The sequence below is a fragment of the Anaeromyxobacter terrae genome, assembly GCF_022690685.1.
Taxonomy (GTDB): Bacteria; Myxococcota; Myxococcia; order Myxococcales; family Anaeromyxobacteraceae; genus Anaeromyxobacter; species Anaeromyxobacter terrae.
This window is the reverse complement of the sequence record NZ_JALCYY010000009.1, coordinates 1-14,778: the sequence shown is the minus strand read 5'-3', so window position 1 is coordinate 14,778 and position 14,778 is coordinate 1. Positions and strand designations below refer to the sequence as shown.

The window sequence follows — 14,778 nt, the reverse complement described above, 5'->3', positions numbered from 1 at the left end:
CGAGCAGGCCGTCCCTACCTGCCCGCGCTGGGCTCCGTTCCGGGCGTGACCTCCGCCTCCTCGCCGTCCCTGCGGAGCCCCCACTTCTTCATCTTGTTGTAGAGGGTCACGCGGTCGATCCCGAGGATGCGGGCCGACTGGCTGACGTTCCCGTTGGTGTGCGCCAGCATGGCTGCGACGTGCCGCCGCTCGACCTCCTCGAGCGACGCGAGCGTTCCGTGCCGGGGCTGCGCGTCGAGCTTCGCGGGGAGCCCCAGATCGGAGAGCTGGATGACGGGGCCGGTCGCCACGACGGCGCCGCGCTCGAGCACGTTCCTGAGCTCGCGCACGTTGCCCGGCCAGTCGTGCGCCATGAGGGCGCTCATCGCCTCGGGCGTAAGCCCGTCGACCCGTCGCTTCATCTCCACCGCGAGCCGCTCGACGAAGTTCTCGACGAGGAGCGGGATGTCCTCCCGGCGCTCGCGGAGCGGAGGGATGAGGATCGGGATGACGTTCAGGCGGTAGAACAGGTCCTCGCGGAACTTGCCCTCGCGCGCGGCCCGGCGCAGGTCGCGGTTCGTGGCTGCGACGATCCGCACGTCCACCTCGATGGGCTCGTTGCCGCCCACGCGGTGGAAGCGGCGCTCCTCGAGCACGCGCAGCAGATCGAGCTGCAGCTTCGGGCCGATGTCGCCCACCTCGTCGAGGAAGAGGGTGCCGCCGTGCGCCGCCTCGAACTTCCCCTTGCGGCGGGAGATGGCGCCGGTGAACGCGCCCTTCTCGTGACCGAACAGCTCCGACTCGAGCAGGCTCTCGGTCAGCGCCGCGCAGGAGACCGCCACGAACGGACCGCCGGCCCGCGGGCTCTCGGCGTGGATCGCGCGGGCGAGCACCTCCTTGCCGCTGCCGGACTCGCCGAGGACGAGGATCGTCGAGTTCGAGCGGGCGGCGGTGCGGGCGAGCTCGAACACGGACTGCATCGCCGGGCTCTTCGAGAGCAGGTCGCGGAAGCGGTACTCCTGTCTCAGCGCCTGGCGCAGCACCGCGTTCTCCCGCACGAGCGACTGCTGGGAGACGATCTTCTGCATCATGAGCGACAGCTCCTCGGGATCGAACGGCTTCACGAGGTAGTCGTAGGCGCCCATCTTCATCGCGGTCACGGCCGTGTCGACCGTCGCGTAGGCCGTCATGATCACCACGGCGACGTCGGGCTGGAGCTTCTTCGCCTCCTCGAGCACCTGGAGCCCGTCCATGCCCGGCATCTTCAGGTCGACGATCATGATCGACCAGCGCTCGCCCTTGAGCGCCTCGATCGCAGAGCGCCCTTCGGGCATCGTCCCCACGGTGTAGCCGTCCTTCTCGAGCCAGCCGCCCAGAGACTCGCGGACGATCTCCTCGTCATCCACCACCAGGATGCGGGTCCTCTCGTTCGCCATGGCTTCACGCTCCTCCGGAGACGTCGTCCAGGTGGCTGCGACACTCGGCGCACAGGTCGACGCCTTTCGCGTCCACCTCGCGGACCGCGGGAGAGCGCGACATGACGCAGCGCTCGTGACCGCAGTGGACGAGGCCGAACGCGTGCCCGACCTCGTGCACCGCCTCCTTGGCGAGCCGCAGGGCGAGCAGCGCCCGGCCACCCGGGCCGGGCTCGACGAGCCGCCTCAGCGAGACCACCGCCGCCCCGCCCCCGAGCTGGGCCTCGCCGAACACGTAGGTGAGGATCGGAATGAACAGGTCACCGTCGGTGATGCCGAGCACCTTGCCGGCGCCCGGACCGGCCTCGCCGAGCCAGCTCAGGATCGGCGTCGTCCGGTGCTGCTTGCGCTTCTCGTCGTAGGCGTGGCGAGGCCGCTCCGGGGACTCCCAGAGGAACACGGGGCGGCCGAAGGCGGCGGCGAGGTGGACGCGGACGTGCTCCATCAGCTCGCGATCGACCTCTCCCTCACCGATCCACCAGACGAAGATCGAGAGCATTCCGGTTCCCGGGGGCCTCGACGCATGCCGCTCCTCGCCGCCCACGCGCGCTCATCCCGCCCCTCCCGCCGGGACGTCCGGCGCCGACACGCCCGCCGCGGGCCGCGGCGGGATGCGCAGCGCGATGCGCGTCCCCTTCCCGACCTCGCTCTCGAGCTCGACCTTGCCGCCGTGCCGCTCGACGATGCCGTAGACGACGGAGAGCCCGAGCCCCGTGCCGCGCTCCTTCGTGGTGAAGAACGGGTCGAAGATCTTGGAGAGGTGCTCGGGCGCGATGCCGGGACCGGTGTCTGCGAACGAGAGCTCCACCCAGCGGCCGCCCTCCACGAGCGCGCTCTCGATCTCGAGCCGGCCCCCGCGCCCCATCGCCTCGCACGCGTTCATGACGACGTTCACGCACGCCTGGCGGAGCTGGCCGAAGTCGGCGGCGACGACCGGGACGTCGCCGAGCCGCTTCTCGAGCGTGATGCCCTGGATGTGGATCTGGTTCGCGAGCAGCTGCAGGGCCTCGTCGACGACCTCGTTCACGTTCACGTCCTTCACCGCGAGCGGCCGCTCGCGCGCGAAGTCGAGCAGGTTGCGGACGATGGCGCTGCAGCGCTCGGTCTCGCGCTCGACGAGGTGGAGGTGCTTGATGAGCGCGCGCCGCGTCGGCTCGTCCGGGACGCCCGCCTCGAGCGTCCGCACGATGAGCTTCGCGAACGTGAGGATCCCGGCGAGCGGGTTGTTGATCTCGTGCGCGATCGAGGCGGAGAGCTTGCCGAGGGAGGAGAGCTTCTCGTTCCGGACGAGCTGATCCTGCGCCGCGCTCAGCGCGGCCGTCCGCTCCTGCACCTGCCGCTCGAGGCTGTGCATGAGCGCGTCGAGGTCGCCCTTCGCCTTCCGCAGGGAGCGCGTCATCTCGTTGAACGACGCGCCGAGGAGGCCGAGCTCGCCGCTCCAGGTGACCGGGATCTCGAGCTCGAGCTGATCGCGGGCGACCCGGCGCGTCGCCTGGACGAGCGCGGCGACGGGGCGCATCAGGTGCTGGCCCGTGAAGAGCCACACGAAGAGGCCGAGGAGCGCCGCCGCCGCTGCCGCCGCCGCGAGCGTGCGCCCGCGGAACCCCGCCGTCTCGGCGTCGAGGCGCGTGAGCGACACCCCGACGTCGAGGACGCCGAGCACCTTCCGCTCGACCGGGTGCGCGTGGCACGCCGCGGCCGAGCAGGACGCCTCGTTGTAGATGGGGGTGACGATCCCGAGGACGCGGTGGCCGTTCGGGGTGAACACCCGGCTCCGCTCCTTGAGCTCCACGCGGTGGAGCGGCTCGCCGGCGGCGTGGCACCCGGAGCACGCCTCCGCGTTGCGATCCACGCTGCGGCCGATCTCCACCCGCTCGGTCGAGAAGGTGATGCGCCCGTCCGCGTCCATCATGCGGACCTTCTCGATCCCGGGCTGGCGCGCGATGTCCTGCATGATGAGGTAGGCGTCGCCGCGCCGGTCCTGGAGCATGGCGCGGTGGAGCGCGTTGCGGATCGTGTGGCTGAGGAGATCGGACTCGGCGACGACCTGGGAGAGGAGGTGACGCTGCACCGCCACCTCCGCGAAGAAGAACGCGGCGACGACGCCCAGGGCGACGACGCCGATCATCGTGAAGAGCCGGGTCGAGAGCCGCTGCCGCCAGGGGATGTCGAAGCCGAGGTCCCCGACCGAGCGCGGCGCGATCGCGCGCGCGAGCCGCTCGAGGGCGCGCGCGTCGTCGCCGGCCGGGGCGGGCTGCTGCTCCGCGGGCGCCCGCTCGCCCTTGGGCGGCGTGCTCTCGGCCGGGTTCCCTGCGGCCCTGGACATCCTCCCCCTCCCGGAAGACCTCCGTCGCGACGCTCGCCCACCGATACGCCCGAGATGTGGGCGCGAGCCTTGTCCCACATCAACACCGACGCATTCCGGCGCACAATCTTTGGGGCGCGATTGCGCTGTATTGTCGCACCTTTTGGCTGCGTCGCGGGCCGGCGTCCGCGCTCCGTCGCGCTGGGCGATCGCCGCGCGCAACCTGGGTTCGGCGCGCTCACTGACGGCCGCCACGTCATGAGCCCGGGTCGCACGATGGGCCGCCCTCCCCACCCCTGCGCCAATTGCCCCAGCCCGACGAGGTCGACGAAAGACGGCACGAGGGAAACCGCCGGAATTTCCGGGGTTCTTCTGCGCGAGCCGATGGCACGCCGGTCGCAGCGTCAAAACATGCTCACGGGTTTCAACGGGAGGGGGCCGGGGCTGGACGCGCGTGCGAGCGCTGGGTGCGCGCGTCCGGCCCCGCTTTTTTGCTAGCCTGCCCGGTCCCGTGACCCACCCACGCGCCATCCTGCTCGTCCAGTGCCCCGACCGCCCCGGGATCGTCGCCGCGATCTCGAGCTTCCTCTTCCGCCACGGGGCGAACATCACCGACTTCGATCAGCACACCGCCGAGGAGGAGGGCGGCGTCTACTTCACGCGGCTCGAGTTCCAGACGGATCGGCTGGACCTCCCGCCGGAGGACCTCGAGCGGGCGTTCGCGCTCGACGTCGCGCGGCCGTTCGCGATGGACTGGCGCCTCACGCTCTCCTCCCGGCGCAAGCGGGTCGCGATCCTGGTCTCGAAGCACGACCACGCGATGCTCGAGCTCCTCTGGACGTGGAAGCGCGGCGACCTCGGCGGCGACGTCGCGCTCGTCGTCTCGAACCACCCCGACCTGCGCCCGGCCGTCGAGGCGTTCGGGGTGCAGTTCGAGCACGTGCCGAACACGCGCGAGATCCGCGCAGAGGCGGAGGCGCGGCTCGGCGAGCTCGTCGACGGGCGCGCCGATCTCGTGGTCCTCGCGCGCTACATGCAGATCGTCTCGCCCGAGCTCGTCGCGCGCTGGCCGAAGCGGATGATCAACATCCACCACTCCTTCCTGCCGGCGTTCGTGGGCGCGGACCCCTACCGCCAGGCGCACGAGCGCGGGGTGAAGATCGTCGGCGCCACCGCGCACTACGTCACCGCCGAGCTCGACGCCGGCCCGATCATCGAGCAGGACGTCGGGCGCGTGACGCACCGCCACTCGGTCGACGATCTGAAGCGGCTCGGCCGCGATCTCGAGCGGCGCGTGCTCGCGCGCGCCGTGCGCTGGCACTGCGAGGACCGGATCATCGTCCACGGCAACAAGACCGTCGTGTTCGACTGACCCGCCGGAGCGTCGCGCCGCCGATGCTGGAGACCGCCGGACGCCCGAGCGAGCGGGCGGCGGGGGCGGCGGGCGCGCTCCGGACGGGAGGGCGGGCCTCGCGCGACGGGCCGACCCATCTTCAGCGCGAGGAGGTCCGAATGCCCGCCCGGACGCTCAACCTGATCCTCGCGCTCTGGCTGTTCTTCTCCGCCTTCGCCTGGCCGCGCACCACGCCCTCGTTCACCAACGCGTGGGCGGTGGGGCTCCTCGCCGCGATCTTCGCGGTCCTGGGGATGACGAAGGCGAAGGCGCGCTTCGCGAACACCGCGCTCTCGGCCTGGCTGCTCGTCGCCGCGCTCGTCCTGCCGCAGCGCTCGCCGGTGGCGCGCTGGAACGACCTCGCCGTGGCCGTCGCGATGCTGCTCCTGTCGCTCGTGCCAGGCACGATGTACCGCCGGGCCCGCGCGCAGGCCTGACGCGCGGGTCCGTCACGTCCCGGAGGATGCGCGCTGCGCGGCGGCGGGCGCCGCGGCCCGGCGCGTCTTCACGAGCGAGAAGATCACCGCGCCGGCGAGGAGCGCGACCACCACGGCGAGCGAGACGAGCGCGTGCACGTGGACCCAGCGCGACGCGAGCATCTTCGCGCCGATGAAGACGAGCACCGCGGCGAGCCCCGCCGAGAGGTACTCGAAGCGGCTGAGGAGCTGCGCGACCGCGAAGTAGAGCGAGCGGAGCCCCATGATCGCGAAGATGTTGGACGTGAAGACGATGAACGGGTCGAGCGTCACGCCGAAGATCGCGGGGATGGAGTCGAGCGCGAACACGACGTCGGAGATCTCGATGAGCGCGAGCGCGAGGAAGAGCGGCGTCGCGACGAGGCGGCCCGCGTCGCGGAGGAAGAAGGCGTGCCCCTCGATGCGGTGGGTCGAGGGGACGATCTTCCTGAGGACGCGGAACGCCCAGCTCCGCTCCGGGTGATGGTGCTCGTCGCCCTTGTGGAAGAACAGCCGGACGCCGGTGGCGAGCAGGAACGCGCCGAACACGTAGATGAGCCAGTGGAAGCGCGAGAGGAGCGCGCTCCCGCCGAGGATCATGAGCGCGCGCAGGACGAGCGCGGTGAGGATGCCCCAGAACAGCACGCGGTGCTGGTAGGCGGCGGGGATCGCGAAGGTCCCGAAGATGATGACGAAGACGAAGAGGTTGTCGACCGAGAGTGACTTCTCGATGAGGTAGCCGGTCAGGAACTCGATGGCCGGTCCCGCCCCGAACCGCCACCAGACGAGGCCGTTGAACACGAAGGCGAGGCCGATCCAGACGGCCGTCCAGCGGAGCGCCTCCTTCGCGGAGATGACGTGGTCCTTGCGGTTGAAGACGCCGAGGTCGAGCGCGAGCAGCACCAGCACGAAGATGATGAACCCCGCCCACAGCCCGGGGGTGCCCACGCTCTCGCTCATCCGGTTCGTCTCCCGTGCGCCGGCCGCGGCGCTGCCTCTTCATAGACGGCCCCGCCCCGCTCAGGATGAGAAAGTTTCACGGTGTCCGTTAGACTTTCCCTCACCATGGAGTGGCTCAACTACCATCACCTCTTCTACTTCTGGACGGTGGCGCGCGCGGGCAGCATCGCCAAGGCCAGCCAGGAGCTGCGGCTCGCGCAGCCGACCATCTCGAACCAGCTGAAGACGCTCGAGGCGAGCCTGGGCGTGAAGCTGCTCGAGCGGCAAGGGCGGCGGCTCGTCCTCACGGACGTCGGGCGCACGGTCCTCCGCTACGCGGACGACATCTTCCGGACCGGCAGCGAGCTGCAGCGCGCCGTGAAGGGGCTCCCGACCGCCGGCCAGCGGCTGCGCCTCGTCGTGGGCGTCGTCGACGTCATCCCGAAGCGCATGGCCGCGCTCCTGCTCCAGCCGGCGGTGGACGCGCACCCGGACCTCACGCTCGTCTGCCGCGAGGGGCCGCTGCCGCAGCTCCTCGCCGCGCTCGCCCTGCACGAGCTCGACGTGGTGATCGCCGACGTTCCCGCCTCGGAGGAGGTGAAGGTGAAGGCCTTCAACCATCGCCTCGGCGACTGCGGGACGAGCTTCTTCGCTGCGGCGCGCCACGCAGGCCTCAAGAAGGGCTTTCCGCGCTCGCTGCAGGGGGCACCCGTGCTCCTGCCGTCGCCGGGGACCGCGCTCCGCCGCTCGCTCGACGCCTGGCTCGACGGGCTCGGTCTCCGCCCCGAGCTCGCCGGCGAGTTCGACGACAGCGCGCTCATGATGGCGTTCGGCGCGCGCGGGCTCGGGGTGTTCGCCGCGCCGCGCGTGCTCGAGGAGGAGATCCGCGCCGAGCTCGGGGTGCAGGCCGTCGGCAGGGCGGACGACGTACGCGAGGCGTTCTACGCCATCACCGTCGAGCGACGCCTGCGCCATCCCGCGGTGGTGGCGATCGCCGAGGCGGCGCGCGACGCGCTCTTCGGCGCCGCCGCCTGATCCGGGAGGAGTCGCGCCCCTCGCCCCAGGCGGAAGGTTACCTCGGATTTTTCGCAGTCTCGCGCCGACATTTTGAAATGGACTGGGGATGCCTCCGGCGACATTGATGCCGGGCTGCCTGGAGGCATTCCCATGATGAACCAGCTCAAGACCGTCCTCTTGCTCGGCGCCCTCTCCGCGATCCTCGTGGGCATCGGCGCGAGCCTCGGCCCGAACGCGCTCTGGCTGTTCACCGCGCTCGCGGTCGCGATGAACCTCTTCAGCTACTTCTTCTCGGACCGGATCGTCCTCAGGATGCACGGCGCTCGCGAGCTGGCCGAGGCCGAGGCGCCCCGGCTGCACGCCGTCGTCGCGGAGCTCGCGGGGCGCGCCGGGATCCCGAAGCCGCGGGTGTTCTTCATGGACGATCCGCACGCGAACGCGTTCGCCACCGGGCGGAACCCGAAGCACGCGGTGGTGGCCGTGACCCGCGGGATCGCGGAGATCCTCGACGAGCGCGAGCTGCGCGGCGTGCTCGCGCACGAGATCGCGCACGTGGCGAACCGCGACATCCTCGTGGCGAGCGTGGCCGCCGGGCTCGCGACCGCGGTCTCGCACGTCGCGAACGCGCTCGCCTTCGCCGGCATCTTCGGGGGCGGGAGCCACGACGACGAGGGCGGCTCCCCCGCGGGCGGACTCGCGCTCGCGCTCCTCGCGCCCATCGGCGCGACGCTCGTGCAGCTCGGCATCTCGCGCTCGCGCGAGTACCTCGCCGACGAGACCGGCGCGCGCCTCTCCGGCGATCCGCTCGCCCTCGCCGGCGCGCTCGAGAAGCTCCACCGGGCGGCGGACCACCTCCCGAGCGCCGCCACCCCCGCGACGGCGAGCCTGTTCATCGTGAACCCATTCGGCGCGGTCGCGGGCGGGCTCTCGCGCCTGTTCTCGACCCACCCACCCGCCGAGGAGCGCATCCGCCGCCTCCGCGCGCTCGCGCAGACCGTCCGCGGGCCCGCCTTCGATCCGCAGGGCGGCGCTCACCGCTCGCGCCTCGTGCGCCGCTAGATTAGAAGATCGTCATGACCGCACCCCAGGTGACCCTCTACACGAAGCGGAACTGCCCGTACTGCCTGCGCGCCAAGGCGCTCCTCGCGAAGAAGGGCGTCGCCTACCAGGAGGTCAGCGTGGAGGGCGACGACGCGCTGCGCGCCTGGCTCGTCGAGAAGAGCGGACAGATGACGGTGCCGCAGGTGTTCGTGGGCGAGCGTTCGCTGGGCGGGTTCTCGGACATCGACGCGCTCGACCGCGAGGGCCGGCTCGATCCGATCCTGCGCGGCGAGGCCTGAGCGCCGCCGTCGCGGCTGCTGAGCACGTTGACGAACGGGTTCATCTCCTCCAGAAAGGGGGGTTACCGATGCCCCCTCCTGCGCTCTCCAGCAGCGCGGCCCGCCGGGCCGCCGTCGCCGCGTCCGCCCTCGCGCTGCTGGGCGGGTGCGGCACGCTCTCGCCGTCGCGCTACGTCTCGAGCCGCGCGGCTCCGCCCCCGGACGTCGCCCGTGAGGTGTCCGCGGTCGCGCCCGCTTCGCCGGCGCCGCCGCAGCAGCCGGCGCCTGCGCCTGCGCCGCGTTCGCTCGCCGACCTCGTCGACCTGGCGCTCTCGCGCGACCCGACGACGAGGGCCACCTGGTACGACGCGCGCGCCGCGGCCGCGCAGGCCGGCTCGGAGCGCAGCCTGTACTGGCCGTCGATCGACGCGAACGCCTCGCTCCTGCGCCAGCGCTCGGGCGGGGGCCCGGGCCGCGCCGTCTCGACGAGCACGACCGCGGGCGCGACCGCGAACCTCACCTGGCTCCTCCTCGACCTCGGCGCGCGGGGCGCGCTCGTCGACGCCGCGGATCGGCTCCTCGTCGCGGCGCGCCTCGCGGAGCACGCGGCGGTGGCCGATCTCGTGCTCCAGGTGCAGCAGACGTACTTCCAGTACCTGGGCGCCCGCGCCCTCGCCGAGGCGGAGAAGTCGTCGGTGCGTCAGGCCGAGACGAGCCTCGCGGCCGCGGAGGCGCGGCGCAAGGCGGGCGTCGCCACCATCGCCGACGTGCTGCAGGCGCGCACGGCGCTCTCGCAGGTCCAGCTCACGCTCCAGCAGGCGGAGGGCCAGGCGCTCGCCCTGCGCGGTGCGCTCGCCACGCTCGCGGGGCTCCCGCCCACCGTCGAGCTCGAGGTGGGAGCGCTGCCGGCGGAGGTGGACGCGACGCGAGCCCGACCCACGGTGGACGACCTCCTCGCGCAGGCGGCGGCCCGCAATCCGGACGTGGGCCGCGCGCGCGCCCTGGCGGACGCCGCGGACGCGCGCGCTCGCGCGGCCTCCCGCGCGGCCTGGCCGACCCTCTCGTTCCAGGCGAGCGCCGGCCGCACCCACTACCTCGCGCCCGAGGGGCTCGACCCGACCACCACCTGGTCCACCGGCCTCGTCCTGCGCGTCCCGATGTTCGAGGGGCTCGGCCCTGCCTACGACGCGCTCGCCGCGCGCGCCACGGCGGACGCCGCGCGCGCCCGCGCCGACGCCGCCGGGCAGCGCGTGGCGCTCGACGTCTGGACGAGCTACCAGGGGCTCACCAGCGCGGGGCGTCGACTCGAGACCTCCCGCGACCTCCTCGCCTCCGCCCGCGCGTCCTCCGACGTGGCGCGCGGCCGTTACAAGGAGGGCGTCGGCTCGATCCTGGACCTCCTGAACGCGCAGTCCGCCCTCGAGACCGCCCAGGCCGAGGACGTGCGCGCCCGCTCCGACTACCTCGTCGCCCTCGCCCAGCTCACGCGCGCGAGCGGCCGGCTCGATCTCCCCGCCGCGGTGCCCGCGGCCCCAGCACCGTCCGACGCGCCCACCGCGCCGGAGGCGCCTCGAGGAACACCATGAGCTCCCGCACCACCTCCATCGCCGCCGCGACGCTCCTCCTCGGCGGCGCGCTCGCCGCGTGCTCGCGCGGAGACGCCCGAAACGCGGCCGGGCCCCGCCCCGTCGCCGTCCGCGCGGAGCGCGCGGTCCAGAAGGACGTCCCCGTCGAGGTGCGCGCGGTCGGCCGCATCGTCGCGAACCAGTCCGTCGCGGTGCGCGCGCAGGTGTCGGGCCCGATCGTCGCGGTCCGCTTCACCGAGGGTCAGCAGGTGAAGAAGGGTGACCTGCTCCTCGAGATCGACCGCCGCCCCTACGCGGCCGCGCTCGCCGAGGCGCGGGCGAGGCTCGCGCAGGACCGGGCGCGCGCGGAGAACGCGCGCGCCGACGCGAAGCGCTACGCCGAGCTGGTCGAGAAGGAGTACGTGACCCGCCAGCAGCACGACGCCGCCCGGGCGAACGCCGCCGCGCTCGACGCGACGGTGGTCGCCGACCAGGCGGCGGTGGACCGCGCCGCGCTCGACCTCTCCTACTGCACGATCCGCGCGCCCTCGGCCGGACGCACCGGCCGGCTGCTCGTGCACCCCGGGAACCTCGTCGCCTCGGGCTCGCAGGAGCCGCTCGTGACGATCGAGCAGGTGAAGCCGGTCTTCGCGGCGTTCTCCATCCCCGAGCGCCACCTGGCGGCGCTGCGCGGGCGCGTGATCGGCCTGCCGGTGCGCGTTCGCCCGGCGGGGGGCGCCGAGGACGTCGAGGCCACGCTCGCGTTCATGGACAACGCGGTCGACCCGGCGACCGGCACGATCCTGCTCAAGGCGCGCATCGCGAACGACGACGAGACGCTCTGGCCCGGGCAGGTGGTCGACGTGTTCCTCCGCGTCGCCGAGCGGAGCCGCGCCGTCGTGGTGCCCGCGTCCGCGGTCGCCTCCGGCCAGCAGGGCGACTACGCCTACGTCGTGAGCGCGGAGCGCAAGGCGGTGCTCCGCCCGGTCGTCGTGCAGCAGGCGGGCGACGCGGAGACGGTGATCGGCGAGGGCATCGCGGCGGGCGAGCTCGTCGTCACCGAGGGACAGCTCAAGCTGCGCCCGGACGCGCCGGTGGAGCTCCTCGGCGAGCGGGGCCCCGCGGGGGCCGGCGAAAGCAACGGCGCCGCGAAGGGCGCGGCGCGATGAACCTCTCCGCCCCGTTCATCCGCCGGCCCGTCATGACGACGCTCGTCATGGCGAGCTTCACCCTGTTCGGCGTCTTCGCCTACCGGAGCCTGCCCGTCTCCGACCTCCCGGTCGTCGACTTCCCCACCATCTCGGTGAACGCCTCGCTCCCCGGCGCGAGCCCCGAGACGATGGCCGCCTCGGTCGCGACCCCGCTCGAGCGCCAGTTCTCGAACATCGCCGGCATCAAGACCATGAACTCGTCGTCGAGCCAGGGCTCGACGTCGGTCACGCTCGAGTTCGACCTCGACCGCGACATCGACTCCGCGGCGCTCGACGTGCAGGCGGCGATCTCGGCGAGCCTCGGCCAGCTCCCGGCGAACATGCCGAACCCGCCCACGTTCCGGAAGGTGAACCCGGCGGACCAGCCCATCCTCTACCTCTCGCTCACCTCCCCCACCCTGCCGCTCTCCGAGGTGAACCGGTACGCGCAGGACCTCGTCGCGCAGCGCGTCGCGACGGTGCCGGGGGTCGCGGAGGTGGCGATCTTCGGCGCGCAGAAGTACGCGGTGCGCATCCAGCTCGATCCCCGCGCGCTCCAGGCGCGCGGGCTCGGCCTCGAGGAGGTCACGGCGGCGGTCCGGAACGCCAACGCGAACCTGCCCACCGGCGTCGTCGAGGGGCGGGACCGCGCCTACACCGTCGAGGCGACGGGCGGGCTCCTCACCGCGGCCGATTTCCGCGAGGTGGTGGTCGCCTTCCGGGACGGGGCGCCGGTCCGCCTCGCCGACCTCGGCGAGGTGAAGGACGGCGTCGAGAACGACCGCGTCGCCGCCTGGTTCGTCAAGGACGGCAAGGACCAGCGGAGCGTCACCGTCGCGGTGCGCCGGCAGCCGGGCACGAACACCGTGCAGATCGCGCGGGAGGTGCAGGAGCTGCTCCCGACGATCAACCAGCAGCTCCCCGCGGCCGTCGAGCTCAAGGTCATCTACGACCGCTCCGAGTCGATCCGCCACTCCGTCGTGGACGTGCAGTTCACGCTCCTCCTCACGCTCGTCCTCGTCATCCTCGTCATCTTCCTGTTCCTCAGGAACCTGCCCGCGACCGTCATCCCGAGCCTCGCCCTGCCGGTCTCGCTCGTCGGCACGTTCGGGATCATGGCGGCGATGGGCTACTCGCTCGACAACCTCTCGCTCATGGCGCTCACGCTGGCGGTCGGCTTCGTCGTGGACGACGCCATCGTCATGCTCGAGAACATCGTGCGCCACATGGAGCGCGGCGAGCCCGCGCGGGAGGCGGCGTTCCGCGGGTCGAAGGAGATCGCGTTCACGATCCTCTCCATGACGATCTCGCTCGCCGCGGTGTTCCTCCCGATCCTCTTCATGGGCGGGCTCGTCGGGCGGCTCTTCAAGGAGTTCGCGGTCACGATCGGCGCGGCGATCCTCGTGTCCGGCTTCGTGTCGCTCACGCTGACGCCGCTGCTCTGCGCCCGCTTCCTCAAGCCGCACGCGGCGGAGCGGCACGGGCGCCTCTACCAGGTCACCGAGCGCGCGTTCGACGCGTTGCTGCGCTTCTACGACCGCGGGCTCACCTGGGCGCTCGCCCACCCGCGCTCGGTGCTCGCCTTCTCCGGCGCCGTGCTCGTCCTCATGGTCCCGCTCTGGCAGGCCGTCCCGAAGGGCTTCCTCCCCAGCGAGGACACCGGGCGGCTCCTCATCAACACCGAGCCGGCGGAGGGCACGAGCTGGGACGCGATGGTGCGCGCCCACCGGCAGGTCGCGGAGATCGCGACGCGGCACCCCGCGGTCGAGCACGCGAACTCCACCGTCCGCAGCGTCTCGAGCGGCTTCGTGTTCCTGAAGCTCAAGGACGGCGATCGGGCGCACGTCGACCAGGTGGTCCGCGACCTCCGCGGAGAGCTCGGCGCGGTGCCGTCGCTCCGGGCGTTCCCGATGAACCCGCCGCCCATCTCGCTCGCGGGGGGCGGCGGGCGCGCCCAGTACTCCGTGACGCTCCAGGACGCCGACACCGACGCGCTCTACAAGGCGGCGCCCGCGCTCGAGGCCCGGATGCGCGCGATGCCGGCGCTCGCGGACGTGAACTCCGACCTGCGGCTCGCGTCGCCGCGCGTCACGGTCGCGATCGACCGCGACCGCGCCGCCGCGCTCCAGGTCGCCCCCCTCGCGATCGAGGACGCGCTCTACACCGCCTTCGGCTCGCGACGGGTCTCCGTCATCAACGCGCCCGAGGACCAGTACGACGTGCTGATGGAGCTCGACCCGGGGTTCCGCCTCGACCCGGGCGCCCTCTCGCTCGTCTACGTCCGCTCCGGCGCGTCCGGAAAGCTCGTCCCGCTCGACACGATCGCGCGGCTGGGCCGCGCGGTGGGTCCGCTGTCGGTGAACCACGCCGGGCAGCTCCCGGCGGTGAACTTGAGCTTCAACCTCGCCCCCGGCCGGTCGCTCGGCGAGGCGGTGCAGGGCATCGAGGCCGCCGCGGCGGAGGTGCTCCCGGCGACGGTCGCCACGCGGTTCCAGGGCACGGCCCAGGCCTTCCAGGAGTCGATGCGCGGCCTCGGGCTGCTCCTCGTGATGGCGGTCCTCGTCATCTACGTGGTGCTCGGGATCCTCTACGAGAGCTTCGTCCACCCCATCACGATCCTCACCGCCCTCCCCTTCGCGGGCTTCGGCGCGCTCGTCACGCTGCTCCTGTTCCGCACCGACCTGTCCATCTACGCCTTCGTGGGCGTCATCATGCTCGTCGGGCTCGTGAAGAAGAACGGCATCATGATGGTGGACTTCGCCATCGAGGCGCAGCGCGGGGGGAAGTCACCGCGCGACGCGATCCACGAGGCGTCGCTCGTGCGCTTCCGGCCCATCATGATGACCACGATGGCGGCGCTGATGGGCACCCTGCCCATCGCCCTCGGGCTCGGCGCGGGCGCGGAGTCGCGTCAGCCGCTCGGCCTCGCCGTCGTCGGCGGCCTCGTGTTCTCGCAGTTCCTCACGCTGTACGTGACGCCGGTGTTCTACGTGTGGATGGAGCGGCTCCGCGGCCTCGGCGGGCGCCGCGCCGCGGAGCCGGGCGGCGTCGGGCCCGACCGCTCCGCCGCCGCGCCGCAGCCCTGACGCGCGCGCGCCTGCACGAGGCGCGCCCTCAGTCCCGGCTTCGCGCGGAGCCTCG

At 72.6% G+C, this 14,778-nt stretch carries 12 protein-coding genes; 8 read left to right on the top strand and 4 right to left on the bottom strand.

Annotation, left to right across the window (positions count from 1 at the left end; all coding sequences use genetic code 11):
* Nucleotides 1-14 precede the first annotated feature (14 nt).
* Genes MNY62_RS05835 through MNY62_RS05825 form a run of 3 tightly spaced genes read right to left on the bottom strand, consistent with a single transcriptional unit; the run spans nucleotide 15 to nucleotide 3,780 of the window.
* A complete protein-coding gene (locus MNY62_RS05835) occupies nucleotides 15-1,415 on the bottom strand; it encodes a sigma-54-dependent transcriptional regulator (protein ID WP_242343170.1) in 1,401 nt (466 codons plus the stop codon).
* Between the two features lie 4 nt (nucleotides 1,416-1,419).
* Nucleotides 1,420-1,953, bottom strand: a complete 534-nt coding sequence (locus MNY62_RS05830; protein WP_242343169.1) for an archaemetzincin family Zn-dependent metalloprotease — start codon at nucleotides 1,951-1,953, stop codon at nucleotides 1,420-1,422.
* Between the two features lie 51 nt (nucleotides 1,954-2,004).
* Nucleotides 2,005-3,780, bottom strand: a complete 1,776-nt coding sequence (locus MNY62_RS05825; RefSeq protein WP_242343168.1) for a sensor histidine kinase — start codon at nucleotides 3,778-3,780, stop codon at nucleotides 2,005-2,007.
* Nucleotides 3,781-4,270: 490 nt separating this feature from the next.
* Here MNY62_RS05825 and purU point away from each other — a divergent pair, with 490 nt between their 5' ends.
* Nucleotides 4,271-5,131 carry a formyltetrahydrofolate deformylase gene (purU, locus tag MNY62_RS05820; protein WP_242343167.1) on the top strand — a complete coding sequence of 287 codons (861 nt, stop codon included), beginning with the start codon at nucleotides 4,271-4,273 and terminating at the stop codon, nucleotides 5,129-5,131.
* Nucleotides 5,132-5,271: 140 nt separating this feature from the next.
* On the top strand, nucleotides 5,272-5,589 hold the full coding sequence (locus MNY62_RS05815) for an SPW repeat domain-containing protein (protein WP_242343166.1): 318 nt from the start codon (nucleotides 5,272-5,274) through the stop codon (nucleotides 5,587-5,589).
* A gap of 12 nt (nucleotides 5,590-5,601) precedes the next feature.
* Here the strand turns inward: MNY62_RS05815 and MNY62_RS05810 are convergent, their stop codons facing one another.
* Entirely contained in the window at nucleotides 5,602-6,567 is a 966-nt protein-coding gene (locus MNY62_RS05810) for a TerC family protein (protein ID WP_242343165.1), read from the bottom strand.
* A gap of 105 nt (nucleotides 6,568-6,672) precedes the next feature.
* Between MNY62_RS05810 and nhaR the strand changes: the two genes are divergently transcribed.
* The 6 genes from nhaR (at nucleotide 6,673) to MNY62_RS05780 (ending at nucleotide 14,723) form a co-directional block, all read left to right on the top strand.
* Complete coding sequence (gene nhaR, locus MNY62_RS05805; protein ID WP_242343258.1) at nucleotides 6,673-7,581, top strand: transcriptional activator NhaR; 909 nt, start codon at nucleotides 6,673-6,675, stop codon at nucleotides 7,579-7,581.
* A 132-nt stretch (nucleotides 7,582-7,713) separates the two neighbouring features.
* A complete protein-coding gene (locus MNY62_RS05800; RefSeq protein WP_242343164.1) occupies nucleotides 7,714-8,622 on the top strand; it encodes a zinc metalloprotease HtpX in 909 nt (302 codons plus the stop codon).
* 14 nt (nucleotides 8,623-8,636) lie between these two features.
* Nucleotides 8,637-8,903, top strand: a complete 267-nt coding sequence (gene grxC / locus MNY62_RS05795) for a glutaredoxin 3 (RefSeq protein ID WP_242343163.1) — start codon at nucleotides 8,637-8,639, stop codon at nucleotides 8,901-8,903.
* A gap of 68 nt (nucleotides 8,904-8,971) precedes the next feature.
* The gene (locus MNY62_RS05790; protein WP_242343162.1) at nucleotides 8,972-10,468 is read left to right on the top strand and encodes a TolC family protein; all 1,497 of its coding nucleotides are present in this window, start codon (nucleotides 8,972-8,974) and stop codon (nucleotides 10,466-10,468) included.
* The gene (locus tag MNY62_RS05785; protein WP_242343161.1) at nucleotides 10,465-11,616 is read left to right on the top strand and encodes an efflux RND transporter periplasmic adaptor subunit; all 1,152 of its coding nucleotides are present in this window, start codon (nucleotides 10,465-10,467) and stop codon (nucleotides 11,614-11,616) included. The genes MNY62_RS05790 and MNY62_RS05785 overlap by 4 nt, the downstream gene beginning before the upstream one ends.
* On the top strand, nucleotides 11,613-14,723 hold the full coding sequence (locus MNY62_RS05780) for an efflux RND transporter permease subunit (protein WP_242343160.1): 3,111 nt from the start codon (nucleotides 11,613-11,615) through the stop codon (nucleotides 14,721-14,723). Before MNY62_RS05785 ends, MNY62_RS05780 begins: the two co-directional genes overlap by 4 nt.
* Nucleotides 14,724-14,778 lie beyond the last annotated feature (55 nt).

Excerpts from the sequence above, each read along its gene's own strand:
- MNY62_RS05835 (WP_242343170.1), bottom strand. The coding sequence starts at position 1,415 with ATGGCGAACGAGAGGACCCGCATCCTGGTGGTGGATGACGAGGAGATC.
- MNY62_RS05830 (WP_242343169.1), bottom strand. The coding sequence starts at position 1,953 with ATGCTCTCGATCTTCGTCTGGTGGATCGGTGAGGGAGAGGTCGATCGC.
- MNY62_RS05825 (WP_242343168.1), bottom strand. The coding sequence starts at position 3,780 with ATGTCCAGGGCCGCAGGGAACCCGGCCGAGAGCACGCCGCCCAAGGGC.
- MNY62_RS05815 (WP_242343166.1), top strand. The coding sequence starts at position 5,272 with ATGCCCGCCCGGACGCTCAACCTGATCCTCGCGCTCTGGCTGTTCTTC.
- MNY62_RS05810 (WP_242343165.1), bottom strand. The coding sequence starts at position 6,567 with ATGAGCGAGAGCGTGGGCACCCCCGGGCTGTGGGCGGGGTTCATCATC.
- nhaR (WP_242343258.1), top strand. The coding sequence starts at position 6,673 with ATGGAGTGGCTCAACTACCATCACCTCTTCTACTTCTGGACGGTGGCG.
- MNY62_RS05800 (WP_242343164.1), top strand. The coding sequence starts at position 7,714 with ATGATGAACCAGCTCAAGACCGTCCTCTTGCTCGGCGCCCTCTCCGCG.
- grxC (WP_242343163.1), top strand. The coding sequence starts at position 8,637 with ATGACCGCACCCCAGGTGACCCTCTACACGAAGCGGAACTGCCCGTAC.
- MNY62_RS05790 (WP_242343162.1), top strand. The coding sequence starts at position 8,972 with ATGCCCCCTCCTGCGCTCTCCAGCAGCGCGGCCCGCCGGGCCGCCGTC.
- MNY62_RS05785 (WP_242343161.1), top strand. The coding sequence starts at position 10,465 with ATGAGCTCCCGCACCACCTCCATCGCCGCCGCGACGCTCCTCCTCGGC.
- MNY62_RS05780 (WP_242343160.1), top strand. The coding sequence starts at position 11,613 with ATGAACCTCTCCGCCCCGTTCATCCGCCGGCCCGTCATGACGACGCTC.